Raw genomic sequence first — 21,980 nt, forward strand, 5'->3', positions numbered from 1 at the left:
CCGGTCGGTCAGATCAGCCCTTCCCGCAACGCATACGCGACCGCGTGCGACCGGTTCCGCAGCTGGAACCGGTTGGTCACGTCGTGGAGGATGCTCTTCACCGTGCGCTGCGAATAGCACAGCTCGTCGGCGATCTCCTGCGTCGAATGTCCCGCCGCGACGAGCCGCAGGACCTCCGTCTCGCGGTCGCTCATGCCGCCCAGCCGCAGGCCGCGCGGCTGGAGCACTTGGCGCTGCAGGCGGGAAACCCGGTTCAGCAACCGGCCGAGCAGGTCGGGCGGCAACGCGCCTTCCCCGGCCGCCGCGGCTTTGATCAGGCGGACGAGGACTTCCGGGCCCGCGTCGGCGCGGCGGGCGACCGCGCAGACGCCGTGCTCGACCGCGTTGAGGATCTCGTTGTCGTCGACTTCGCCCGCGATCAGGACGATGCGGGTGAAGCCCTGGTGGTGCAGCGCGGACAGCAGCTGGGTCATCGGCTCGTCGAGCCGGTCGGTGACCAACAGGGCGACCTGAGCCGTACCGTCATCCACCACCCGGACGTCGTCGCGCGAACGCAGCGTCATGCAGACGCCGTTGTGCAGGATCGGATCGGTGGCGCGGACCACCACCGGGGTCCGGTCGGTTTCGAACATCGTTCCCCATTCCCCTCGAACGGTGCAGGCTCCCAGCCTGCCCGTTCGCGTGTCCCGGGCGCATGGGACCGGGGTCCCGATGTTGCCCGGACGGGCACCCGATCAGGACTTCGGTTCGGGGGTCCGGGTGGCGGAGCCCCCGGCCTGGGGCGAAGCATCCCGTGTCACAGACGGCCGAGCCCGGCGTCCCTGGCCCGGACGATCGCCTCGGCCCGGTCGGCCACGTGGAGCTTGGCGAAGACGTTCGAGATGTGGTTGCGCACGGTCTTCGGGCTCAGGCACAGCGTGCTCGCGATGACGCTGTTACTGTGCCCGGCCGCGATCAGCGCGAGCACCTCACGTTCGCGCCCGGTCAGCTCCGGGAACACCGGCTCGCTGGCCGGCGGCTGGTTGAAGAAGGCGAGCACGCGGTTCGCGATGTCCGGGCCGAAGATCGCCTCCCGCCGGGCGACCGCCTGGACGGCGCGGATGATCTCGTCCGGCTCGGCGTCCTTGAGCAGGTAGCCCCGGGCACCGGCGCGCATCGCCGCGAAGACCGACTCGCTTTCGTCGGCCATCGTCAGCATCAGCACGCCGGTGCCCGGGTTCGCCGCCACGATGTGCCGGGTCGCCTCGATCCCGGACATGTCGGGCAGGTGCAGGTCCATCACCACGACGTCCGGCCGCAGAGTGGCGGCGGAGGTGACCGCGGTGGCTCCGCCGGCGGCCTCGCCGACGACCTCGATCCCGGGTTCGGCGGCGAGCAGCGTGCCCACGCCGATCCGGAACAGGGGATGGTCGTCGACGACGAGGACGCGCAGGTCACTCATCCGCCGTCACCTCGCCCTCGTCACTCCTGGTGATGGTACGCGGACGCGTTCTCCTCTGCCCAGGCCGCGAAGGTCAGCGGCCGTCGGCCGAGCAGCCGCTCGACCGTGTCGAAGACGACCCGTTCGTGTGGTGCTGACTCCCGCTTGAGGGCGAAGAGGCCGTCGATCGCCTTCGCGGGCCAGCCGTACATCCGGATCAGCCGCTCCTTCGCGGCACTTTCGGTCTCTTCGACGTACTTCAGCGGACGGCCGATCGCTTCGGCCAGGATCGCCACCTGCTGCTCGGTGGTGAGGGCTTCGCCGCCGGTGAGCTCGTAGGTCGCGCCTTCGTGACCGGACGTCGTCAGCGCGAGGGCCGCGACCGCGGCGATGTCGCGGACGTGGACCAGCGCGGACGGCGGATCGGTCTCGGGCACGTACACCGCGTTTTCCTCGCGGATCGAGCCGATCCAGGCGAACCGGTTGTCCATGAAGGTGCCGGGCCGCAGGATCGTCCACGCCGGTCCGGCTTCGCGGATCGCCTGCTCGGCTTCGGCGTGGGCGCGGCTGATCGCGTCCTTCTGTCCGAAGTGGACACCCGTGGTGGACAGCTTGACGAGGTGGGTGACGCCGGCCTGGGCGGCGGCCTGGGCGACCGCCACCTCCCGGTCGGCGCTGTGCCCCTGGCTCAGCACGAACACGCGGTCCGCGCCGGCCAGCAGGGCGGGCAGGTCCGAGGTGTCGAGGTCGCCGCGGACCACTTCGGCGCGCGGGTCGATCCGGGCCTTCGCCGGGTCGCGGGTCAGGGCGCGGACGCCGGCGGCGGCGTCGAGCAGGGCGGGGACGAGCCGGCGGCCGACCTTGCCGGTGGCACCGAGTACGAAGATCATCGTGGTTCTCCTATCGGGAAAGCGGGACGTGGGGGAGCGCGAACGCCGTGACGAGGCCGAGCGCGAGCACGGGCAGCAGCGCGAGGAACACGCCGTGGGTGCCGGCGTGGTAGGCGAAGCCGAGCGCGACCGGGCCGAGGGCCGACCCGAGCGCGCGGGCGAGGTTGACGCCGGCGGCGACCGCGCCGCGATCCGCGGCGGGGGCGGTGTTCTGCGTGGCCATGGCGAGCACCTGCAGGTTCAGCCCGGCCGCGAAGCCGAAGACGACCAGGCAGGCGAGGATCTGCGGCAGACCGTCCAGTGCGAGCAGGCCGAGCACCGCGAGCAGGCCGAGCGCCATGCTCGACCGCGGCGCCCACCGGTACGCGCCGGTGCGGGCGATGACCTTGCTCGCGACGACGGAGGAGAGCGACACGGCGAGCGTCATCGGCAGCAGCCGCAGCCCGCCTTCCGCCGGACCGGCGTCGGCCTGCAGGTAGACCGCGATGTAGTTGACCGAGCCGAGGAACGCGAACCCGGCGAGCACGCTGAGCAGCACGGACACGGTGAACGTCCGGTCGCGGAACAACCGCAGCGGCAGGACGGGCGCTTCGGCCCGCCGTTCGACGAACACGAACACCACGGCCGCGGCCGCGCCGAGGCCGATCGACAACGGCGTGAGCAGGGTGAACCCGGTGATCGCCGTGCCCAGCAGGAGTACGCCGGCGAAGTCGAACGGCGCTTCCCGGCGCCGGGTCGACAGGTCGAGCGTCTTCAGGCAGACGAGGGCGACCAGCCCGAGCGGCAGGTTGACCAGGAAGATCGACCGCCACCCGGCGAGCCCGGTGAGCAGGCCGCCGACGACCGGCCCGGCGAGCGAAGCGACGGCGAAGCAGATCGAGAACCAGCCGAAGTACTTCGCGCCTTCGCGAGGCGTGAACATCTCGCCCAGCGAAGCGCCGACGGAGACGAAGAGGCCACCGGACCCGGCGCCCTGCAGCACGCGCCCGGCGATCAGGAACGCGGCCGACGGCGCCAGGCCGCAGGCGAGCGAGCCCAGCAGAAAGAGGGCGAGCGCGCCCAGGAGCACGCGTTTGCGCCCGAAGACGTCACCGAGCTTGCCGTACAGGGGCGCGGTGGCGCTCCCGGCGAGCAGGTAGGCGGTGGTGACCCAGGCGTAGGCGCCGGTCCCGCCGAATTCGGCGGCGATCCGGGGGAGCGCGGTGGCGACGACCTGGGCGTCGAGCATCGCGAGGAAAACGGACAGGAACAGGCCCGTGAGGGCAGGTTTTAGGGCGCGCGAAGGCGCGATCGTGCGCAAAAGAAATCCTTGTTTCGTCAGAAGGGACGAGAGATGCGGACGCGCGGAAAACACGTCCCGTCGAGTCGGGAAAAGGCTCCATCGTCATCCGCGGACGGATGCGACCTCTTCGCGCTCGGAAACCACCTCGAATCGTCCCGCTCGCCCGGCCGAACCCGGACGGCGTCATCTGCGCAGGAACACTGACGAGGATGACTGTAGACAACTACATGTAAAAAGACAAGTACTTGCTCAGGGCAGGCGGGTGATCTGGTCGTTGTCCCGCCGCCGCTCGCCCAGCTCGTCCGGGAACACCCACTTCTTGAAGCCCCAGAAGCGGAAGAACATGGCCAGCAGCATGCCGATGATCGAGCCGCTCGCGAAGTCCGCGATCTCCTGGACCAGGAAGGTCACGTGCGGGACCTCGAGGTCGAGCACGTACCGCGAGACGATCAGCGGGACCAGGTTGACGCCCACCGCGATGCCGCTGATGACGAAGAACAACGCGGCTTCGTGGTGTCGCTCGCGCCCGCCGCGGGTCCGGAAGGACCACTCGCGGTTGAGGATGTAGGACACGATGGTCGCGACGATGATCGCGATCGCCTTTGCTGTGGTCGGTTTCGGCTCCAGCACGGTCAGCTTCAGCGTGTACCAGACGCCGTTGTCGACCAGGAACGTCGTGCCGCCCACGATCCCGAACTTCAGCAGCTCCCGGTGCTTGATCAGCACCGAACGCAGTGGCTCCGGCGTGCGCTTGAGGACGGTTTCCACAACGGTCACACCACGCAGTCTAGGAGAACACCGCGTTGAACTGTGGTTCAGGCGGCCTTGCTGCCGTGAATGTCCGGATCTTCGGTGGTTTCGGGAAGGCCCACCACCGGAACAGCGTGCCCAGCAGCGTGCCGATGACGATGCCGCTGACGAAGTCGGCCACCTCGACGCCGAACGGCGACCGCCGCTACCCGGTCAGCCAGCCCAAACCCTTCTCGGGGCTGACCGTCGGCGGTTTGGCCCCGGGATTCCCGCCGGACCGCGGCGGCGCGCTCGTCGTGGTCGAGGACACCGGTGGCTCGCTCGCCGACTCCTCCGTCGTCGTCACCGGTGGCTTCGGCTTCGTCGGCGTCGGTTTCGTCGGTGTCGGCTTGGCCGGAGTCGTCGACGACTCCGTCGGGACCGACGGAGTCGTCGACGAGGGCAGCGGGTCCTTGCCGCACCAGTGGCGCCAGCAGCCGAAGTTCACGGTCACCGGCGGGGCCGCCGCCCGGCCGAGCTGGGCGTTGATCGTCACCCGCCCGTCGTGGGGACGGCCCTTCAGCCGCACCCACAGGTTGACGTGCTGACCCGGCGCCACGGCGCTCTTCGTCGTGCAGCTCGTGCCGGTGCCGGTCGTCGTGCAGGGGAAGTCGCGCAGGCTCCACCACTGCTTGAGCGGGGCGTCGAAGGTGACCGTGACCGGCTTGGTCGTCTCGCCGGTGTTGTGGACCGTCACGTAGACCCGCGGGTCGGGGAACCACGGGAGCAGCGAGAGCGGGTCGGTGTGCGCTTCCAGGACCACGGCGTCCGGCGGGAGCTTCACGGTGACCTTGACGCTCACCTTGACGGAGATCTCCACGCCGGCCGTGACCGAGCCGGTCACCGTGCCGCCTTCGGCGTCTTCGTCGGCCTGCAGGCGGAAGTTCAGCGTCGCGCTCTGGCCGGGCTGCAGGCCGGCGCCGGTCTTGCAGACGACCGTGCCCTCGCCGCCGGGGCAGTTCACCGATACCGGGCCGGGGGCCTGCGCACGGGCGGCCGGCGCGCCGCCACCGCCGGTGTCGACCGCGCGCACGCCGCGCGGCAGGTTCAGCGCGACCGCCACCGGCTCGGACAGGCTGCCGCCGTCGTTGCGCACGGTGATCGGCAGGTTCGTCGCGGCGCCCGGGCTGAGCTCGACGCCGTCCGGCGGGGTCGTCGCGGACATCGACGGCGGCGCCGGCGCGGGCGGGGCAGGCGCGGGCGGCGGGGCCGGCGCGGGCGGGGCGACCGGCGGCGGGGCGGGCTCGACCGCCGGCGGGGCGGGTGGGGCGGGCGGTGCGGGCGGTGGCGGCGCCGGGGGTTCGACCGGTGGCGCCGCGGGCGGTGCCGGAGGTGGCGGGGCCGGCGGTTCGACCTGCTGGACCGGCGGCGGCTCCTGGGCGGCGACCGGGATCTCCTGCGCCCCGCCGCCCGCGGTGAGCGCGATGACGACGGCCGCGACGATCGCCGTGCCCGCGGCGGCGACCCCGGCGAACTGGCGAGGGCCCGCGGCGGCGGCCCCCGCGGAGGCGCCGGCCTTGCCGCCGGCCGCCGCGGCACCGGCAGCGGCGGCCGCACCCGCGGTGGCCGCCGTGGCCGCGCTCGCCTTCGCGGCGCCGATGGTGGCGAGGTAGCCCAGCGCGGCGCCGCCCAGGACGATCGGGGCGATGATCGCGCGCAGCCCGCCGTTGACGTCGGCCAGCTCCGCGGCCAGCGCCCGGCAGCTGTCGCACTCGTCGAGGTGGCTCTCCACCTGGGCGCGTTCCCGCTTGGACAGCCCGTCGCGGGTCCACGCGCCGAGCCGCTCGGCGCAGGCGCGGCAGCGTTCCTCGGCGTTCTCCTGCAGGTGGACCTGCAGGTAGGCCTGGCGAAGTCCCTCGCGGGCGCGGTAGGCGAGCGCGGAGACGCCGTTCGCGGTCAGGCCCAGCAGCGGCGCGACCTCGGCCGGGCTCTGCTGCTCGATCTCGGTGTGCCAGAGCACCGCCTGCCAGCGTTCCGGGAGCCGCGCGAACGCCTTGGCGGCCATCGTCCGCTCGAGCCCGGCGACCGCGGTGTCGGAGAACGGCACGGTCAGCGCCTCCGCCGCGGCGCCGCCGACCTCAGACATGTCCTCGTTGAGGTCGACCCGGCGCTCCTTGCGGGTGCGGTCGTACGCGGTGTGACGCAGCGCAGTCAGCAAATACGCCCGAAAGGCTGTGTCCGGGCCCTTGCCGCCACGGAGCGTGTCGAGCACCTTGGCGAACGCCTCGGACACGAGATCGTCGGCTTCGGAGCTGGAGCGGGCCAGCTGGCGAGCCAGATTGCGGGCCGCGCCGGTGTGCCGTTCGTAGAGCGTCCCGTACGACGCGATCTTCCCGGAGCGAACTTCCGCGATCAGCTCGGCGTCACTCTTTCCGCTGAGTTCGGCGGGAACGTTGGACACGGCACTCCTCGGTCGGCTAGAGCCAGGACCTGCCATTACAGGCCGATCCGGGACGCGAGACAAGTGTGACTGACCCACCTCCGGCGGTCACGTCGTGGTCGGGGTGATGACTCCGACGGCGGAGCAAAATCACCCACCCCCGCGCGGGGGCGGGGAAAAGCTCCAAGACAAAAAGTGGTCAGTGCGCGTCACGGCGCCCGGCTGGGTACGTCCTCATCGTGAAGCGAAGAACAAGATCGTGGCAAACAGGACGAAAGGGGCGGGTGGCCAGTGGATGTTCCGGCTACGCGACCCGGCTCCGATAACACCCCGCCCACGCGGGCCGAGCGCGACGCCTCCCTGCGTGTGCTGCGGGCCCGCTGGCGCACGGCCAGCCTCGCCGCGGGCTGGCGGTTCCCCAGTGACTGGGCCCTGCCCGAGGTCGACGCCGTCTGCGCGGCGGTGATGGCGAAGGGCCGCGTCGAAGCTGCCGAAACCGCGCTGGCCGGCCTGGCCAGAGCACGGGCGGCGGCCGGGGCGGGGCTCGCGGAGACCCTCGCCGACCTCGCCGCGCTGCACGCCGTGCTCGACCAGAGCGGCGACGGGTTCGTCTCGCCGGACGTCGACGCCACGCCGGCGCGGCTGCTCCGGACCACGGCGCTGGCCTGGGCGGACGTCGCCACCGACCAGCTGGTGCACACCGAGGTCACCGACCCGCTGACCGGCCTGCCGTCGGCTGCGTACCTGCGCACCCGGCTCGCGGAGGTCTACCGCGCCGCCGACGCGCGCGAGCGGCCGGCCGCCGAGGACCACGTGCTGCTCGTCGTCTCGCTCGACCTCACCGCCGTCGCCGGGTTCCCGCGGCTGACCGGGATGATCCTGGTCGCGGACGCGCTGCGGACGGTGTTCGACAGCGGGCAGAGCGTCGCTTCGCTGGGGCCGTCCGTCGTCGCGGCCCTGGTCCCGAAGGACGCGCGGGTCGCTTCGCAGGGTGTCGCGCTGAGAAGGGCGTTGCACGAGCGGCTACAGGTCGACGCCCAGCTGGCGGACATCGGCCGTCCGCGCGTCTCGGCGGTGCGGCTGCCCGCCACCCATGAGCTCGCCTGTGACCTGCTGGCCCACCTGGCGCGCGCGTAGAACATCGGAAAAGTCCGGTTTTGCCCGGACCCTTCCGACCAGGACCGGGCCGGTCATGATTTCCTGGTGCGGTGACCCGGACCGTACCCACCGACGTCGATGGCGAAGTCGCGGCCAGACCCCAGCACCGCTTGGCCCTGCGGAAATCTCTCGCCCGCCTGTCCGTCCGCCCCCGGTCGATCCTGATCCTGTCGGTGATTCCGCTGGTCGCGATCGGGTACGGCATCTACGGCTGGCAGCACGACTGGGTGCTCGGCGTCGACAGCGCGGTCTACCGGGCCGGCGCGCTGACGCTGTTGCACGGCGACTCGCTCTACGACGCCAACACCCTGCCCGACGAGCCGTGGTGGGCGTTGCTGCCGTTCACCTACCCGCCGACGGCGGCCCTCATCTTCGTCCCGCTCGCCGCGTTCCCGACGCAGATCTCCTGGGGCCTGATCACGGCCGTGTCGCTGGGGGCGATGGCGCTGTCGATCCGGATCGCGATCGGCGCGCTGCCGCGTCCCGCCGCGGACGGGCCGCGCTGGTGGGCCTCGCCCGCCCGCTCGACGATCGTGTTCTTCCTGGTCTTCCTCGCCCTCGAGCCGGTATGGCGGACGATCTTCCTCGGCCAGATCAACCTGATCCTGATGGCCATGATCCTGCTGGACATGCTGGTCATCGGCACCCGGGGCAGCAAGTGGGGTGGCGTGCTGGTCGGCGTCGCCGCGGCGATCAAGCTGACGCCGCTGGTGTTCCTCGGGCACCTGTTCATCACCGGCCGCCGCATGGACGCCATCCGCGGGTTCGCGACGTTCGTGCTGCTCCAGGGCCTGATGTTCCTGATCAACGCGCACGACGCGGCCAAGTACTGGACCGTCACGCTGCCGGACACCGGCCGGATCGGGCCGGTGCACTGGGCGGGCAACCAGTCGCTGAACGCGCTGATGAACCGGGCCACCGACCTCGCGCCGTGGGCGTCGAAGGCGGCGATGGGCATCGGCTTCCTGCTCGCGATCCCGGCGCTGTGGCTGCTGATGCGCTTCCACCGCAAGGGCCAGGCGCTGGCCGCGCTGCTCGTCACCGCGTTCTGGACGCTGCTGATGTCGCCGATCTCGTGGACCCACCACTGGGTCTGGGTGATCCCGCTGATCGTGTTGCTGGTCTCGCGGCTGCCGAAGACCACCCCGAAGACGGCGTGGAAGCGCTGGGTCGGGACCGGGTTGGTGGGGTTCGTGTTCGTCAGCTGCGTGCTGCTGATCCTGCCGAACGGCCGCAACGTCGAGCTGCACTGGAAGGTGTGGCAGAACATCCTGGGGGACGCCTACATCCTGATGCCGGTCGTGCTGGCCTTCGCGCTGATCCTGCGGTGGGGGCTCCTCCGTCGAGCGCGGACGAAGGCCGCACCGGACGAGCATGCCGACGTCGAAGCCGGGGTCTGAGGCACGCACCGGCCGGGTGCTCGCGGGGGTTCTCGCGCTGGTCGTCCTCGCTTTCGGGGTCGTCGTCTGGCTCGCCGGCTGGCACCTGGGCGCGGACAGCGCCGTGTACCGCGCGGGTGCGCTGACTCTGCTGCACGGCGACCCGCTCTACACGCGGGACGTGCTGACCGCGCTGCCGGACTGGGTGCGGCTGCCGTTCACCTACACGCCGGCCGCCGCGCCGCTCTTCCTGCCGCTCGCGCTCGTGCCATCAGGCCTGGTCTGGGGCGTGATCGCGGTTTTGTCGGTGGTCGGCCTTATGGTCGTCATCACGGTGGTTTCGTCGTCGCCGGGGGGCTCGTCGCTTCTGGGAAGAAGCCGGTGGGCGCTGCCGGCGGGAACGGCCATCGCGCTGGCGCTGGAACCGGTGTGGAAGACGCTGTTCCTGGGCCAGATCAACTTGATACTGATGGCGTTCGTGGTGCTGGACGTCCTGGTGCTCTCGGCCCGGCGGTCGCGGTGGGCGGGCGTGCTGATCGGCGTGGCGGCGGCGATCAAGCTCACCCCGCTGATCTTCGTGCCGCACCTGTTCTTCACGGGCCGGTGGAAGGATGGGCTGCGGGCCCTGGGCACGTTCGTGGCACTCGAAGCGGTGATGTTCGCGGTCATCCCGGTCGACGCGGCGAGGTTCTGGCGGGATTCGGCGACCGACCCGAGCCGGGTCGGGTCGGTGCACTGGATCTTCAACCAGTCGCTCAACGGGCTGGTCAGCCGGGCTTCGGCGCTGGCCCCCTGGTCGCTGGCGGTGGCGGTCGGGGTGGCGGCGGTGCTCGCCGTGCCGGCGGTGTGGCTGGTCGTGCGGTTGCACCGGCGTGGCGAGGATGCGGCGGCGTTGCTCGTCACGGCGTTCTACGGGCTGCTGCTGTCACCCGTGTCGTGGTCACACCACTGGGTGTGGTGCGTGCCCCTGCTCACGCTGCTGGTGGTGAAGGCGCGGTGGTGGGCCGCGGCGGCGGTCGCGCTGCTGTTCGGCTCGCAGATCGTGATGCTGGTGCCCAACGGCGGCGACACGGAGTTCGGCTGGGGCCTCGGCTGGTCGGTCCTCGGCAACGTCTACGTGCTGGCGGCGGCCGCGGGGATTCTCGGCCTCGCGGCGCGTGAGCTACGTCTGGTCCGGGGGTCGGCCCGGCTGGTGACAGTTTGACAATCCGGCCGAAAGCAGGCGGACACGGACCGCAAGTGGCCTGCTCACCGCACCTGCTCCGCCGTGACTGCCGGTCGGATCGGCAAAAATCGGCGCAGTAGGCTGATCGGCGCTATGGACAAACACACCGGTCTGCCCGTCGTGGGCATGGTGGGCGGCGGCCAACTGGCCCGGATGACCCACCAGGCGGCGATCTCCCTCGGCCAGTCCCTGCGCGTGCTCGCCGCGGGCGAAAACGAAGCCGCCGGGCTCGTCGCCGGCGACGTCACGCTGGGGCACCACACCGACCTCGACGCGCTGCGGAAGTTCGCGGCCTCGGTCGACGTGCTCACCTTCGACCACGAGCACGTGCCGGGTGAGCACCTGCTGACGCTGGCGACGGAGGGGCACGTCATCCGGCCGGCGGCGAGCGCGCTCGGCTTCGCGCAGAACAAGCTCGTGATGCGCGAGATGATGGCGGGCCTCGGCGTGCCGGGCCCGGCGTTCGCCGAGGTGTCCTCTGTGGACGACGTCGTGGCGTTCGGCGGCGAGCACGGCTGGCCGGTGGTGCTCAAGGCGTCGACCGGCGGGTACGACGGCCGCGGCGTCTGGATGCTCGACACCGCGCAGCACGCCCGCGAAACCGTGCCGGAGCTGCTGGCCGCGGGCACGGCGCTGCTGGTCGAGGCGAAGGTGGCGATGCGGCGGGAGCTGTCCGCGCTCGTCGCCCGCTCGCCCTTCGGCCAGGGCGCGGCGTACCCGGTGGTCGAGACGGTGCAGACCGGCGGCATCAACACCGAGGTCCTCGCCCCGGCGCCGGGGCTCGACGACTCGCGGGTGCACGAGGCCCAGGACCTGGCCCTGCGGATCGCGGCGACGCTGGACGTCACCGGGTTGCTCGCGGTCGAGCTGTTCGAGACCGACACCGGGCTGCTGGTGAACGAGCTGGCGATGCGCCCGCACAACTCCGGGCACTGGACCATGGACGGCGCGCGCACGTCGCAGTTCGAGCAGCACCTGCGGGCGGTGCTCGACTACCCGCTGGGCCGGACGGACCTGATCGCGCCCGCGTGCGTGTCGGCGAACGTGCTGGGCGCGCCGGAGCTGCCGGAGATGGGGCCGGACGAGCGGCTGCACCACCTGTTTGCGCGGTACCCGGAGGCGCGGGTGCACCTGTACGGCAAGCAGGAGCGGCCGGGCCGCAAGCTCGGGCACGTGAACTTCACCGGCGAGCGCATGGAGGACCTGCGCAACCGCGCGCTGCTGTCGGCGCACTGGCTGTCTCACGCCGTCTGGCTCGACGGCTACGAAATCCACTGACGGGAGAGGTCGGTATGGCGCCGCAGGTGGGCGTGATCATGGGCAGCGACTCGGACTGGCCGACGATGGAGGCGGCGGGTGCGGCGCTGGACGAGTTCGGCGTCGAGTACGAGGTCGGCGTCTACTCGGCGCACCGGACTCCGCAGCGCATGCTGGACTACGCGACCTCGGCGGCGTCCCGAGGGCTGAAGGTGATCGTCGCGGGCGCGGGCGGCGCGGCGCACCTGCCGGGCATGGTGGCGTCGGCGACGGTGCTGCCGGTGATCGGCGTGCCGGTCCCGCTGAAGTACCTCGACGGCCTGGACTCGCTGCTGTCGATCGTTCAGATGCCGGCGGGCATCCCGGTGGCCACGGTCTCGGTGGGCGGCGCGCGCAACGCGGGCCTCCTGGCGGTCCGCATCCTGGCGGCGTCCGACGAAGGCCTGCGGGCGAAGGTGGCGAAGTTCCAGGCGGACCTGGAGAAGCTGGTCCTGGACAAGGACGCGGCCCTGCGCGAGAAGACGGGCCGCTAGATCTCCCTGCCCAAGCGCCCCAATGGGGCGTTGGGTGCATCCGGATCGAGCTGGTCGAGGTCGCCGATCAGCTGCTGCCGGAGCTCGCGTTTCAGCACCTTTCCCGCGGCGGACACCGGGATCTGTTCCACCACGCGCACCTCCCGCAGCCGCTTGTACGGCAGCACCTTCTCGTTGAGCGCGGCCATCAGCGCGTCGGCGTCCAGCGATCCTCGCGGCACCACGAACGCCACCGGCAGCTCGCCGACCTCCGGGTCGGGGCGGCCGACCACCGCGGCCGCCGCGACGCCCGGCATGGCGATGAGCAGTTCTTCGAGTTCGCGGGGGAAGACGTTGTAGCCCTTGTACAGCAGCATGTCCTTCTTGCGGTCCACGATGGACAGGTACCCGTCCGCGTCGAGGATGCCGATGTCGCCCGTGTGCAGCCAGCCGTTCACCAAGGCCGCCGCCGTCTCCTCGGGGCGGTTGCGGTAGCCGGGCATGATCTGCGGGCCGCGCAGGCAGACCTCGCCCTTCTCGCCCGGGGGCAGGGGGTCTTCGCCGCCCTCGGCCGGGACGATCTTGACCTCGGTGTCGAAGATCGGCAGGCCCACCGAGCCGACCTTGCGCGTGCCCGAGCGGTACGTCGGCGAGATCACCGCGCCCATCGTCGCCTCGGTGAGGCCGTAGCCCTCGGTGACCACCACGTCCGGGAAGCGCAAGCGCAGCGCGTTGATCATCGCGTGGTTCATCGGCGCCGCACCCGAACCGATCGCGCGGACCGATGACAGGTCGGCGGTGTGGAACGACGGCGTCGCGAGCAGGGCCGCGAACAGCGCCGGCGCGCCGCCGATGCCGGTGACGCGGAGCCGCTCGGCGTCGGCGACGTACGCCGCCGGGTCGAAGCGGGTGTGCAGGACCACCGTCGTCCCGGCGATCACCGCGGCGTTGAGGCCGCCGATGATGCCCATCGCGTGGAACCACGGCGTCAGGTTGATCGCGACGCCGGTGCCCAAGCGTGACGGCCACTCGTCCTCGCTGCCGATCTGGTCGATGACGACGTCGCCGTGCGCGTCGAGCGCCGGGACCGAGCCGGTGCCCCAGCAGGCGTGCTGGAGCGTGTTGACCACGACGTTGCGGTGCGACAGCCGCACGCCCTTGGACCGGCCGGTGGTGCCGCCGGTGTAGGCGAGGTGGGCGAGGTCCTCGTGGAGGTCGAGGTCGACGGCCGGGGGAGTCTCGGGCTGGGCGGCGTGGAACGCCTCGAACTCGGTGGCGCCCTCGGGCAGGTTGCCGGCGGGCTGGACGACGACGGTGAACCGCGCCGGGATCCGGTCGGCGACGCTCGCCAGCGCCCCCGCGACCGGGCCGAACGTCACCACGGCCGCGGCCTCGCAGTCGGTGAGCTGGAAGGCGAGGTCGTCCGGCGGGAGCAGCGGGTTCGCCGGGCTGAAGGTGGCCCCGGCCAGCAGCGTGCCGTAGTAGGCGATCGGGAAGGCCAGGCAGTTCGGCAGGTGCAGCGCCACGACGTCGCCGCGGCCGATGCCGCGTTCGCGCAGCGCGTTGGCGAACCGGCAGGCGGCTCGGTAGGTGTCGGCGAAGGTGAGGTGGTGGCCGTCGTGGGCGAAGGCCGTCCGATCGCCCCAGCGCGCGGCACCCGCCGCCAGGATCGAACCGGCGGGGACTTCCGGGTAGTCGAGGGAGGCGGGCAGGCCGGGCGGCGTCGTCGGCGCGGTGAGCGGCATCACTCGACCATACGAATTCTGCGGTCAAGGCCACAAGGACGACGTAGGTGAACGAGCGCTAACATCGACGGAACCCCTCCCGACGTTCCAGAGAAGGTGACCGGAAGTGACCGACGGCCTGTACCAGCTTGCCGAGGAGCACGAGGAGCTGCGGGCCGCGGTCCGGGCTCTGGCCGAGAAGGAGATCGCGCCGTACGCGGCGGAGGTCGACGAGAACGAGCGCTACCCGATCGAGGCGTACAACGCGCTGGTCAAGTCGGGTTTCAACGCCGTGCACATCGGTGAGGAGTACGACGGGCAGGGCGCAGACGCGGTCGGCGCCTGCATCGTGATCGAAGAGGTCGCGCGGGTCGACGCGTCGGCGTCGCTGATCCCGGCGGTCAACAAGCTGGGTACGCAGCCGATCATTCTGTCCGCTTCCGAGGAGCTCAAGAAGCTCGTCCTGCCCTCGATCGCGTCGGGCGAGGCTTCGGCGTCGTACGCGCTGTCGGAGCGAGAGGCCGGGTCGGACACCGCTTCCATGCGGGCGCGGGCTCGGCTCGATGGCGATCACTGGGTGCTGAACGGCACCAAGTGCTGGATCACCAACGCCGGGGAGTCTTCCTGGTACACCGTCATGGCCGTCACCGATCCCGACGCCGAGAAGAAGGCCAACGGGATTTCGGCGTTTGTCGTGCACAAGGACGACCCGGGTTTCTCCGTGGGGCCGAAGGAGAAGAAGCTCGGCATCAAGGGTTCGCCGACCCGGGAGATCTACTTCGAGAACTGCACCATTCCCGAAGACCGGATCATCGGTGAGCCGGGTTCGGGGTTGAAGACGGCGCTGCGGACACTTGATCACACCCGGCCGACCATCGGTGCTCAGGCGCTGGGTATTGCTCAGGGCGCGCTGGATGCCGCTGTTGCGTACGTCAAGGATCGCAAGCAGTTCGGCAAGTCCATTGCCGAGTTCCAGGGTGTTCAGTTCATGCTGGCCGACATGGGGACGAAGATCGAGGCTGCCCGGCACCTGGTGTACGCCTCGGCTGCTGCGTCCGAGCGGGGGGACAAGCGGGCCGGGTTCATGGCTTCGGCTGCGAAGACGTACGCATCGGACATTGCCATGGAGGTGACCACGGATGCCGTTCAGCTCTTTGGTGGGGCTGGGTACACGCGGGACTTCCCGGTTGAGCGGATGATGCGGGATGCCAAGATCACGCAGATCTACGAAGGCACCAACCAGATTCAGAAGGTCGTGATGGCTCGGGCTCTTCTGAAGGGCTGATTTTCGCGGGGTTCCGCCACCCCGAAGCTTGAATTGTGACTACGGCCGGCGGCACCGTGTCAAGGCAGGAAAGCGTGCCTTGACACGGTGCCGCCGGCCGTGTTTTGGCTTCGGATCGGGGTTGCGTGGGGTCTGGGCGGCGTGGGCCGGCTATCGCGTTCGGCTCGCTTCCGTTGGTTCCGCTGCCTACCGGGGACGGAAAATGACCCACTAGGGGGAGGTTCGAACAAGTTACCCGCGCGTTAAGCCATCGGTGACGCGGATCACCATCGGTTCACAGAGAGGTGAAGCGGATGGGCGCAACGACGCGCAGGTGGCTCACGGCGGCCGTCGCCACGGTGGCGGTACTCGTGCTGGGAGCGGGGACCGCGCAGGCGGCGGCAACGGAACCGACCGGGCCCGTGCAGCCGAACATCCTCACGGCGGCGCTGTACTCGCTCGGCGCGCCCACCATCGCGCCACCAGGGGCGAACGACTGGAACTGCAAACCCACCGACCGGCATCCCCATCCCGTGCTGCTCTCCAACGGGACCACCGCCAACGCCTACGAGAACTGGGCCAACCTTTCGAAGAAGCTCGCCGATGCCGGGTACTGCGTCTTCGCCGGCAACTTCGGCGGGGCGCCCGGTTCCTTCCTGCAGACCGTCGGCCCGATCGCCGACACCGCGAAAGCGCTTGCCGCCTTCGGGGATCGCGTCCTCGCGGCCACCGGGGCCTCGAAGCTCGACGTCGTCGGGCACTCGCAGGGCGGGATGAACATCCGGTACTGGATCAAGTACCTCGGGGGCGCGGACAAGATCAGCCGGCTCGTCGGGCTGTCGCCGTCCAACCACGGGACCGATCTCTTCGGGCTGCTGAGCACCCTCGAGCTGATCCCCGGCGTCCCCGCCGCGCTCGGGACCGTCTGTCAGTCCTGCAACGAGCAGGCCGTCGGCTCGACCTTCCTCGCCGACCTCAACGCCGGCGGGGAAACCGTGCCCGGCATCCAGTACACCGTCATCCAGACCCGCTACGACGACGTCGTGACGCCGTATGGCAGCGCTTTCCTCGCGGCCGCTCCCAACGTCAAGAACATCCTGCTCCAGAACGTCTGCGGGCTCGACTTCATCGATCACCTCGGCATCACTTACGACCCCGTCGCGCAGGGGCTGGTGCTCAACGCGCTCGATCCCGCGCACGCCAAGACGCCGCCCTGCGTCTTTGTGCCGCCCGTCATCAGCTGAGTTTCGCCACATGAGACATAACCCACCGCCGGGGCGGATTTCCGCTCCGGCGGTGTCACTCTCGAAGCATGTACTGGCCGGTTCCGGCGTCCTGGACGCCCCACGACGAAGCCGAGCTGGTCGCCGGCTGGCGGCTGTGGCTCGAGCTGTCCGATCGCGCCTGGCCGACAGCCGCCTGGGACGGGACCCCGGCCGGCGCCGTCCGCCAGCTGCGTGACCTGCTTGCCGCGTGCGACGAGATCGAGACCGCCTACCGCGCGGCCGCCGATGAGCCGTCGCCCGGGTTCCTGAGCCTGACGCAGGGGCTCGCCGTCACGGCGGGCTCGGCCATCTCGCTGTGGTTCGACGACTTCGACCAGCTCGACGGCGAGCGCGCGACCCTGCTGCACGAGGACCTCTCGCGGTTCGCCGAGCAGGCGGAGCAGGTGCTGACGCTGCTGGCGGTCAACGGCGGCTGGGCCGGCCTCGACGAGGTGCGGCGCCGCCCCGCCTAGTCCAGCGTCGGATCGGTGCCACCGTCGGCGACCGGGAGGAACCGCGTACCGCAGGGGTTGCCCAGCCCCCGGTCCAAGGTCAGCTCCGTGTTCGGTTCGATCGCCCAGCCGACCTCGACGACCGTGTCGTCGTCCTCCCGGTATTCGACCTGGTGCGTGACGTCCCCGTTGTCGACCGACCACTCGCCGCCGATGGTCAGGTACAGCCGGACGGCCAGCACGCCCGGCGCCGGAAGGTGTCAGCGGAACCGCTCGACGATGAATTCCGTGCTCCAGCTCGACCAGTACTTCCAGCCCGAACCGTCGGCGCGAAAGCCCAGGTCGGTGTACTCGGGCGAGCTGGGGTGGATCTCTTGCCCCGACCAATAGCCGATCAATTGCGCGGTCACAGCGCGATCGTCTCAGCCACAGCAAGTGATTAGGCCGGATGGCCCAGCGGATCAAGGTCGGTCGTGGGTACCCCAGCAGGCATGAACCGGACAGAGGCCACCGCCGAAAGAGGCGAGAAGAGCGACACCGCGCAACTGCTGGGGCGCGTCGGTATGGCGTGCTACGGCGTCGTGCACCTCGTCATCGCCTACCTTGCCCTGCAGGTCGCCTTCGGCGACAGTGAGCAAGCGGACCAGAAGGGGGCCCTGCAGCAGATCGGCTCCACGGCGTTCGGCCAGATCCTGCTCTGGATCGTCGCTGTCGGCCTGATCCTGTTCGGGCTCTGGCAGTTCATGATGGCCGCCACCGGGTACGAGTGGGTCAGCGGTGGCAAGCGGACGCGCAAGCGGATCGGCGCGGCCGCGCGCGGCGTCGTCGTGCTCGTGCTCGGTTTCACCGCCATCCGCATCGCCACCGGCAGCGGGGGTGGCGGGTCCGGCAACCAGAAGCAGCAGGAGTTCACCGCCGAACTGCTCAAGCTGCCGGCCGGGCCGGCGCTGGTCGTGATCGCCGCCGCGGGCATTCTCGGCGTCGCCATCGCCGCGGGCGTCAAGGGTGTGAAGAAGAAGTTCCTCGAGGACCTGAACACGACGGAGCTGCCGGGGAAGACCAAGCGCTGGATCGGCTGGATCGGCACCACTGGCTACCTCGCCAAGGGCGTCGTCCTGGCCATCGTCGCGATCCTGCTGGCCATCGCCGGGTTCACGGCCGACCCGAACAAGGCCGGCGGGCTGGACGCCGCCCTCAAGACGCTCTCCGCCCAGCCCTTCGGCACCGTGCTGCTGATCGTCGTGGCCCTCGGCCTCGCCGCGTTCGGCGTGTACTGCTTCGGCGCGGCCCGGGCGCACAAACGCTGAAACGTGCCTGTCGGTTTCCTGTCGATCACCGTCCGGAGCTTCGGGTCCTGGTGCCCGGTGCCCTACTTTGGGTCGGGTCAGTTGAACTTTCACCTACCCGGGAGCTGAAACCGATGTTCGGACGATTCAAGGACGTGGCCCTGTTGCTGGGGAGGATCGGCGTCGCGGTCGTCTTCCTCGCGCACGGCCTCCAGAAGTGGAACAACGGCATCGACGGCACGGCGAAGTTCTTCGAGATGTCGGGCATCCCGCTGCCCACGGCCGCCGCGGTCTTCGCGATGACCGTCGAAATCCTCGGCTCGGTCGCCTTCATCGTCGGCTTCCTGCTGCCGCTCGTCGGCATCGGCTACGTCGTGATCTCGGTCGGCGCGCTGCTCTCGGTGCACATCGACAACGGCCTGACCGGCCAGGGCGGCTACGAGCTGGTCCTGGTGCTGGCGTTCGCCGGGCTCGCGCTCGGCTTCAACGGCGGCCGGCTCTCGCTCGACCACCTGCTGTGGGGTCGCAAGCGCGCCCGGCGCGACGCCGAGGTCGGCGAGTTGCAGAACGCCTGACCCGTGGTTCGTGAAGGCCACCTTGAGGAACTTGAAGTTCCTCAAGGTGGCCTTCACGGCTTTACGCCGGGAGGTCCGCCGTGGTGCGTTCCGCGTCACGGCGGGCGGCCAGCTTCGCCGGGTCCGCGTTGCTGACGTGGACCAGGTGCGCGCCCGCGGCCAGGGGGACGAGCAGGCCGTCGAGGATGCCCTCCGGTCCGCTCCAATCCCGGGTGGACAGCACCCGGTCGTCCGCGGTGAGGCCGAGTTTCGCCGCGCGAGCCCTGGCTTCGGCCAGTACCTCGTCCACAGTGGACTCGAAGAGCGCGGCCGTGGTGCCCGGGATCGGGAAGAGCGGCCGGTACTGGTCGCCCGCCAGTCGGGCCTCGCTCAGGTAGTCGAACGCGCCGCCGCCGGGCGGCTCGGAGAGGCCGCGCCCCATCGGGTCGAGCGTCACGACTGCGGTGGCCGCCGCGCCGGTCGGCTCCGGGTCGTCCGGCCCGACGAACGCCACCCGCGCGCCGGCGCCCTCGGTCACCACGCGTGCCCCGCACCACCACGCCCCGAGCAGCACGCCGACGGTCTGCCAGTGCCCCGGGAGCTGCACGGCCACGGCGTCGCCCGGCTCGACGTCGAACTCCTCGGTCAGCCAGTTGGCCGTCTTCGCCGCCCAGTTCGCGGTGGTCGCCACGGACAGCTCGACGCGGCTGCCCAGCTGGTCGTCGTAGTGGGTGATCAGCGGTTGGGCGGCCGGCAGCGGGCGCAGCAGCTCGTCGGTCAGGCTCATGGGGACAAGGCTAAAGCGCGGACCGCGCGCCGCGCCGGTTGACACCGGGTGATCGGCCTCAGTACCTTTGCTTTGAAAGCAAATATATCTTGAGAGCTGGGGGTCAGCATGACCATTCTCGTCACCGGAGCGAGCGGACACGTCGGGCGCGCGGTGGTCGACGCGCTCGTCGCCGCAGGTCAGGACGTCCGCGCGGCGAGCCGCGACGCCGCGAAGCTCGACGTGCCGGACGGCGTCGCGAAGGTGAACGCGGACCTGGAAGACGCCTCGACGCTGGAGCCCGCGCTCGACGGCATCTCCGCGGCCTTCCTGTACACGCGACCGCAGGGAATCGAAGGGTTCGTGAAGGCGGCCGAGGCGGCCGGCGTGCGGCACGTGGTGCTGCTGTCGTCCGGCGCGACGCTCGAGCCGCAGTCGGCGCAGAGCCGCATCGCGCGCCTGCACCGGGTGGTGGAGGAGGCGCTGATCGCGGCGCCGTTCGCGGAGACGCTGCTCAACCCGGGCTCGTTCGCGACGAACGCCCTGGGCTGGCGCGCGGACATCGCGGAAGGCGTGGTGCGCACGCCGTACCCGGACTCGCGGGTCGGCTCGATCCACGAGCGGGACATCGGCGACGTCGCGGCCAAGATCCTGACGGACGGCTCGCACGTGGGGGAGGCGCTGCAGCTGAGCGGGCCGGAGCCGATCAGCTTCCGCGAGCAGGCGGCCGTGCTGGCGGACGTCCTCGGCCGGCCGCTGCAGGTCGAGGAGCTGACGCCGGCGCAGGCCGCCGAGCGGATGACCGCGCTGGGCTGGCCGCCCGAGGTGCCGCCGGAGGTCCTGCGCGCGATGGAGCGGACGACGCGGGAGCCGTCGGTGGTGACGGACGTGGTCCGCGAGGTGACCGGCCGCGCGCCGCGGACCTTCCGCCAGTGGGCGGAGGAGCACCGCGCCGACTTCGCCTGACCAAGGTGGCACTTTCCCTGCGAAAGTGCCGCATCGGGTTCCCCGGACGAAGGGGCACTTTCACGTGAAAGTGCCGCCCCTGGGTCAGTTGACGCAGGGCACTCCGGGGGAGGCTTGGAGCAGCGGCGCCGCGGCGGGGGCGGCGCCGCTGCCCGAGCCGCCGCCTGAACTGCCGCCCACCGGAGGGCGGCCGGGAGCCTGCGCTGCCGCCGGGGCCGGCCGGCCGGCCAAGCTCGCCACGAACTCGCGGACCGCTTTCAGGTCGATCTGCACGATGCTCTGCCCGTCGGCACTCCGGCCGTTCGCCGTCACCACCGGGATCGTCGCGAACGTCAGCTCGCCCGACGCGATCCCCTTCGCCTGCTGCGCGAACCGCAGCAGGTCGAGGCCCGGGTCCAGGGTCAGCGACCGGTGGACCGCGTCCATCAGGTCGTTGAGCATGCCCGGGCTGGTCAGCGTGCCCGCCGACAGCAGCTGATGCAGCGCCGACGTCAGGAACGCCTGCTGCCGCACGATCCGGTCCAGGTCGCCGCGCGGCAGGTTCTTGCGCTGCCGGACGAACGACAGCGCCTCGCCGCCGGAGACCGTCTGCTCGCCACGGCGGAAGTTCGCGCCCGAATCCTTGTCCTCGGTCGCGTGATTCAGGCACACCTTGACGCCGCCGAGCGCCTCGGTCAGCAGGTAAAAGCCCAGCAGGTTGATCTCGGCGTAGTGGTCGATCCGCACCTGCGTCAGATCCTGCACCGCCTGCACCAGCACCCGGCGGCCTTCGGTGTCGGAGTCGCGCTCGATCTTCGCCTGGTCGCGCTCGCCCTGCCCGCGCAACGCCTGCGCGAAGTGCGCCTTCGCGATGCCGTACGCCGAATTGATCTTCGCCTCGCCGCGGCCCGGAATGGCCGTCCACGTGTCGCGCGGGATCGAGACCGCCGACGGCTTGCCGCCGTTCTTCGGCACTCGCAGCAGGATCATCGTGTCCGTGTTCACCGCGCCGTTGTTGGCTTCGGTGCGCAACTGCCGCAAGACCCGCGGCGGCAGCGCGTTGCCCTGCGCGTCCGTCCGCGCGTCGCTGCCGACGAGCAAGATGTCCTCCGCGCCGTCGTCCGCGGGCGGTGGCGCGGGCTCGCCGGCCCGCGGGGTGAGCGCGTCGGTCGTCGGGACCGTGCTCTGCAGCTGGTCCTTGGTGACGTAGACGTAGCCGCTCGCGCCGAGCGCGAGCAAGGACACCAGGCCGACGGCCACCCGGCGGCTCACCCGGCCCACGCGGCGCACCCGCGACGGCGGCGGTGGAGCGGGCGCCTGTCGCGGAACCGGCGACGGCTTCCAGTCGTCGTCGCTGTGCGTCACCGGCTCGGCCGTCGCCTCCGGTTCTTCCTGGTCCTCTGCCACGCTGGCCTACCTCCCCCGAACACCC

At 70.9% G+C, this 21,980-nt stretch carries 23 protein-coding genes; 11 read left to right on the top strand and 12 right to left on the bottom strand.

What is annotated here, in order from left to right; all coding sequences use genetic code 11:
- Positions 1 to 8 precede the first annotated feature (8 nt).
- From ACLJQF_RS08820 to ACLJQF_RS08850, 7 genes are all read right to left on the bottom strand, one after another.
- Positions 9 to 632 carry a LuxR C-terminal-related transcriptional regulator gene (locus tag ACLJQF_RS08820; protein WP_410607723.1) on the bottom strand — a complete coding sequence of 208 codons (624 nt, stop codon included), beginning with the start codon at positions 630 to 632 and terminating at the stop codon, positions 9 to 11.
- A gap of 164 nt (positions 633 to 796) precedes the next feature.
- Positions 797 to 1,441 carry a response regulator gene (locus ACLJQF_RS08825; RefSeq protein ID WP_410607724.1) on the bottom strand — a complete coding sequence of 215 codons (645 nt, stop codon included), beginning with the start codon at positions 1,439 to 1,441 and terminating at the stop codon, positions 797 to 799.
- A 20-nt stretch (positions 1,442 to 1,461) separates the two neighbouring features.
- Positions 1,462 to 2,310 (bottom strand): NAD(P)H-binding protein, encoded by an 849-nt coding sequence (locus ACLJQF_RS08830; RefSeq protein WP_410607725.1) that lies wholly within the window; start codon positions 2,308 to 2,310, stop codon positions 1,462 to 1,464.
- A gap of 10 nt (positions 2,311 to 2,320) precedes the next feature.
- Entirely contained in the window at positions 2,321 to 3,610 is a 1,290-nt protein-coding gene (locus ACLJQF_RS08835) for an MFS transporter (RefSeq protein WP_410607726.1), read from the bottom strand.
- 231 nt (positions 3,611 to 3,841) lie between these two features.
- The gene (locus ACLJQF_RS08840) at positions 3,842 to 4,369 is read right to left on the bottom strand and encodes a GtrA family protein (protein WP_410607727.1); all 528 of its coding nucleotides are present in this window, start codon (positions 4,367 to 4,369) and stop codon (positions 3,842 to 3,844) included.
- Positions 4,370 to 4,379: 10 nt separating this feature from the next.
- Positions 4,380 to 4,523 (bottom strand): hypothetical protein, encoded by a 144-nt coding sequence (locus tag ACLJQF_RS08845; protein WP_410607728.1) that lies wholly within the window; start codon positions 4,521 to 4,523, stop codon positions 4,380 to 4,382.
- A 24-nt stretch (positions 4,524 to 4,547) separates the two neighbouring features.
- The gene (locus tag ACLJQF_RS08850) at positions 4,548 to 6,782 is read right to left on the bottom strand and encodes a sigma-70 family RNA polymerase sigma factor (RefSeq protein WP_410607729.1); all 2,235 of its coding nucleotides are present in this window, start codon (positions 6,780 to 6,782) and stop codon (positions 4,548 to 4,550) included.
- 270 nt (positions 6,783 to 7,052) lie between these two features.
- Between ACLJQF_RS08850 and ACLJQF_RS08855 the strand changes: the two genes are divergently transcribed.
- The 5 genes from ACLJQF_RS08855 (at position 7,053) to purE (ending at position 12,313) form a co-directional block, all read left to right on the top strand.
- Positions 7,053 to 7,898: a GGDEF domain-containing protein gene (locus ACLJQF_RS08855; protein ID WP_410607730.1), complete on the top strand. Its 846-nt coding sequence runs from the start codon at positions 7,053 to 7,055 to the stop codon at positions 7,896 to 7,898.
- 71 nt (positions 7,899 to 7,969) lie between these two features.
- On the top strand, positions 7,970 to 9,319 hold the full coding sequence (locus ACLJQF_RS08860; RefSeq protein WP_410607731.1) for a glycosyltransferase 87 family protein: 1,350 nt from the start codon (positions 7,970 to 7,972) through the stop codon (positions 9,317 to 9,319).
- Positions 9,294 to 10,502, top strand: coding sequence for a glycosyltransferase 87 family protein (locus ACLJQF_RS08865; protein ID WP_410607732.1), 1,209 nt, complete (start codon positions 9,294 to 9,296; stop codon positions 10,500 to 10,502). Before ACLJQF_RS08860 ends, ACLJQF_RS08865 begins: the two co-directional genes overlap by 26 nt.
- A 114-nt stretch (positions 10,503 to 10,616) precedes the next feature.
- Entirely contained in the window at positions 10,617 to 11,801 is a 1,185-nt protein-coding gene (locus ACLJQF_RS08870; protein WP_410607733.1) for a 5-(carboxyamino)imidazole ribonucleotide synthase, read from the top strand.
- A gap of 14 nt (positions 11,802 to 11,815) precedes the next feature.
- On the top strand, positions 11,816 to 12,313 hold the full coding sequence (gene purE / locus ACLJQF_RS08875; protein ID WP_410607734.1) for a 5-(carboxyamino)imidazole ribonucleotide mutase: 498 nt from the start codon (positions 11,816 to 11,818) through the stop codon (positions 12,311 to 12,313).
- Here the strand turns inward: purE and ACLJQF_RS08880 are convergent.
- Positions 12,310 to 14,037 (bottom strand): class I adenylate-forming enzyme family protein, encoded by a 1,728-nt coding sequence (locus ACLJQF_RS08880; RefSeq protein ID WP_410607735.1) that lies wholly within the window; start codon positions 14,035 to 14,037, stop codon positions 12,310 to 12,312. The two genes, purE and ACLJQF_RS08880, sit on opposite strands and share 4 nt — an antisense overlap.
- Positions 14,038 to 14,143: 106 nt before the next feature.
- Between ACLJQF_RS08880 and ACLJQF_RS08885 the strand changes: the two genes are divergently transcribed.
- The 3 genes from ACLJQF_RS08885 to ACLJQF_RS08895 all read left to right on the top strand — a co-directional run bounded on the left by ACLJQF_RS08885 (position 14,144) and on the right by ACLJQF_RS08895 (position 17,018).
- Positions 14,144 to 15,301 carry an acyl-CoA dehydrogenase family protein gene (locus ACLJQF_RS08885; RefSeq protein WP_410607736.1) on the top strand — a complete coding sequence of 386 codons (1,158 nt, stop codon included), beginning with the start codon at positions 14,144 to 14,146 and terminating at the stop codon, positions 15,299 to 15,301.
- A 293-nt stretch (positions 15,302 to 15,594) separates the two neighbouring features.
- Positions 15,595 to 16,524 carry an esterase/lipase family protein gene (locus tag ACLJQF_RS08890; protein ID WP_410607737.1) on the top strand — a complete coding sequence of 310 codons (930 nt, stop codon included), beginning with the start codon at positions 15,595 to 15,597 and terminating at the stop codon, positions 16,522 to 16,524.
- A 68-nt stretch (positions 16,525 to 16,592) separates the two neighbouring features.
- Positions 16,593 to 17,018 carry a hypothetical protein gene (locus ACLJQF_RS08895; RefSeq protein WP_410607738.1) on the top strand — a complete coding sequence of 142 codons (426 nt, stop codon included), beginning with the start codon at positions 16,593 to 16,595 and terminating at the stop codon, positions 17,016 to 17,018.
- On the opposite strand, the gene ACLJQF_RS08900 is transcribed toward ACLJQF_RS08895, so the two are convergent.
- Both ACLJQF_RS08900 and ACLJQF_RS08905 read right to left on the bottom strand, forming a co-directional pair.
- Positions 17,015 to 17,239, bottom strand: coding sequence for a hypothetical protein (locus ACLJQF_RS08900; RefSeq protein WP_410607739.1), 225 nt, complete (start codon positions 17,237 to 17,239; stop codon positions 17,015 to 17,017). The two genes, ACLJQF_RS08895 and ACLJQF_RS08900, sit on opposite strands and share 4 nt — an antisense overlap.
- A gap of 18 nt (positions 17,240 to 17,257) precedes the next feature.
- Positions 17,258 to 17,407, bottom strand: coding sequence for a hypothetical protein (locus ACLJQF_RS08905; RefSeq protein WP_410607740.1), 150 nt, complete (start codon positions 17,405 to 17,407; stop codon positions 17,258 to 17,260).
- A gap of 81 nt (positions 17,408 to 17,488) precedes the next feature.
- Here ACLJQF_RS08905 and ACLJQF_RS08910 point away from each other — a divergent pair, with 81 nt between their 5' ends.
- Together ACLJQF_RS08910 and ACLJQF_RS08915 are read left to right on the top strand one after the other, a co-directional pair.
- Positions 17,489 to 18,304, top strand: a complete 816-nt coding sequence (locus tag ACLJQF_RS08910) for a DUF1206 domain-containing protein (protein ID WP_410607741.1) — start codon at positions 17,489 to 17,491, stop codon at positions 18,302 to 18,304.
- 113 nt (positions 18,305 to 18,417) lie between these two features.
- Entirely contained in the window at positions 18,418 to 18,858 is a 441-nt protein-coding gene (locus ACLJQF_RS08915; RefSeq protein ID WP_410607742.1) for a DoxX family protein, read from the top strand.
- Between the two features lie 61 nt (positions 18,859 to 18,919).
- On the opposite strand, the gene ACLJQF_RS08920 is transcribed toward ACLJQF_RS08915, so the two are convergent.
- Complete coding sequence (locus ACLJQF_RS08920) at positions 18,920 to 19,624, bottom strand: TIGR03089 family protein (RefSeq protein ID WP_410607743.1); 705 nt, start codon at positions 19,622 to 19,624, stop codon at positions 18,920 to 18,922.
- A gap of 108 nt (positions 19,625 to 19,732) precedes the next feature.
- Between ACLJQF_RS08920 and ACLJQF_RS08925 the strand changes: the two genes are divergently transcribed.
- On the top strand, positions 19,733 to 20,569 hold the full coding sequence (locus ACLJQF_RS08925; protein WP_410607744.1) for an NAD(P)H-binding protein: 837 nt from the start codon (positions 19,733 to 19,735) through the stop codon (positions 20,567 to 20,569).
- 84 nt (positions 20,570 to 20,653) lie between these two features.
- Here the strand turns inward: ACLJQF_RS08925 and ACLJQF_RS08930 are convergent, their stop codons facing one another.
- Positions 20,654 to 21,955 carry an LCP family protein gene (locus ACLJQF_RS08930; protein ID WP_410607745.1) on the bottom strand — a complete coding sequence of 434 codons (1,302 nt, stop codon included), beginning with the start codon at positions 21,953 to 21,955 and terminating at the stop codon, positions 20,654 to 20,656.
- Between the last annotated feature and the right edge of the window lie 25 nt (positions 21,956 to 21,980).

It is taken from the genome of Amycolatopsis sp. lyj-109, from assembly GCF_046548995.1.
GTDB lineage: Bacteria > Actinomycetota > Actinomycetes > Mycobacteriales > Pseudonocardiaceae > Amycolatopsis.

Coding starts and splice junctions, on each gene's coding strand:
- ACLJQF_RS08870 (WP_410607733.1), top strand. CDS start 10,617: ATGGACAAACACACCGGTCTGCCCGTCGTGGGCATGGTGGGCGGCGGC.
- purE (WP_410607734.1), top strand. CDS start 11,816: ATGGCGCCGCAGGTGGGCGTGATCATGGGCAGCGACTCGGACTGGCCG.
- ACLJQF_RS08820 (WP_410607723.1), bottom strand. CDS start 632: ATGTTCGAAACCGACCGGACCCCGGTGGTGGTCCGCGCCACCGATCCG.
- ACLJQF_RS08915 (WP_410607742.1), top strand. CDS start 18,418: ATGTTCGGACGATTCAAGGACGTGGCCCTGTTGCTGGGGAGGATCGGC.
- ACLJQF_RS08865 (WP_410607732.1), top strand. CDS start 9,294: ATGCCGACGTCGAAGCCGGGGTCTGAGGCACGCACCGGCCGGGTGCTC.
- ACLJQF_RS08830 (WP_410607725.1), bottom strand. CDS start 2,310: ATGATCTTCGTACTCGGTGCCACCGGCAAGGTCGGCCGCCGGCTCGTC.
- ACLJQF_RS08890 (WP_410607737.1), top strand. CDS start 15,595: ATGGGCGCAACGACGCGCAGGTGGCTCACGGCGGCCGTCGCCACGGTG.
- ACLJQF_RS08920 (WP_410607743.1), bottom strand. CDS start 19,624: ATGAGCCTGACCGACGAGCTGCTGCGCCCGCTGCCGGCCGCCCAACCG.
- ACLJQF_RS08825 (WP_410607724.1), bottom strand. CDS start 1,441: ATGAGTGACCTGCGCGTCCTCGTCGTCGACGACCATCCCCTGTTCCGG.
- ACLJQF_RS08880 (WP_410607735.1), bottom strand. CDS start 14,037: ATGCCGCTCACCGCGCCGACGACGCCGCCCGGCCTGCCCGCCTCCCTC.
- ACLJQF_RS08910 (WP_410607741.1), top strand. CDS start 17,489: ATGAACCGGACAGAGGCCACCGCCGAAAGAGGCGAGAAGAGCGACACC.
- ACLJQF_RS08895 (WP_410607738.1), top strand. CDS start 16,593: ATGTACTGGCCGGTTCCGGCGTCCTGGACGCCCCACGACGAAGCCGAG.
- ACLJQF_RS08925 (WP_410607744.1), top strand. CDS start 19,733: ATGACCATTCTCGTCACCGGAGCGAGCGGACACGTCGGGCGCGCGGTG.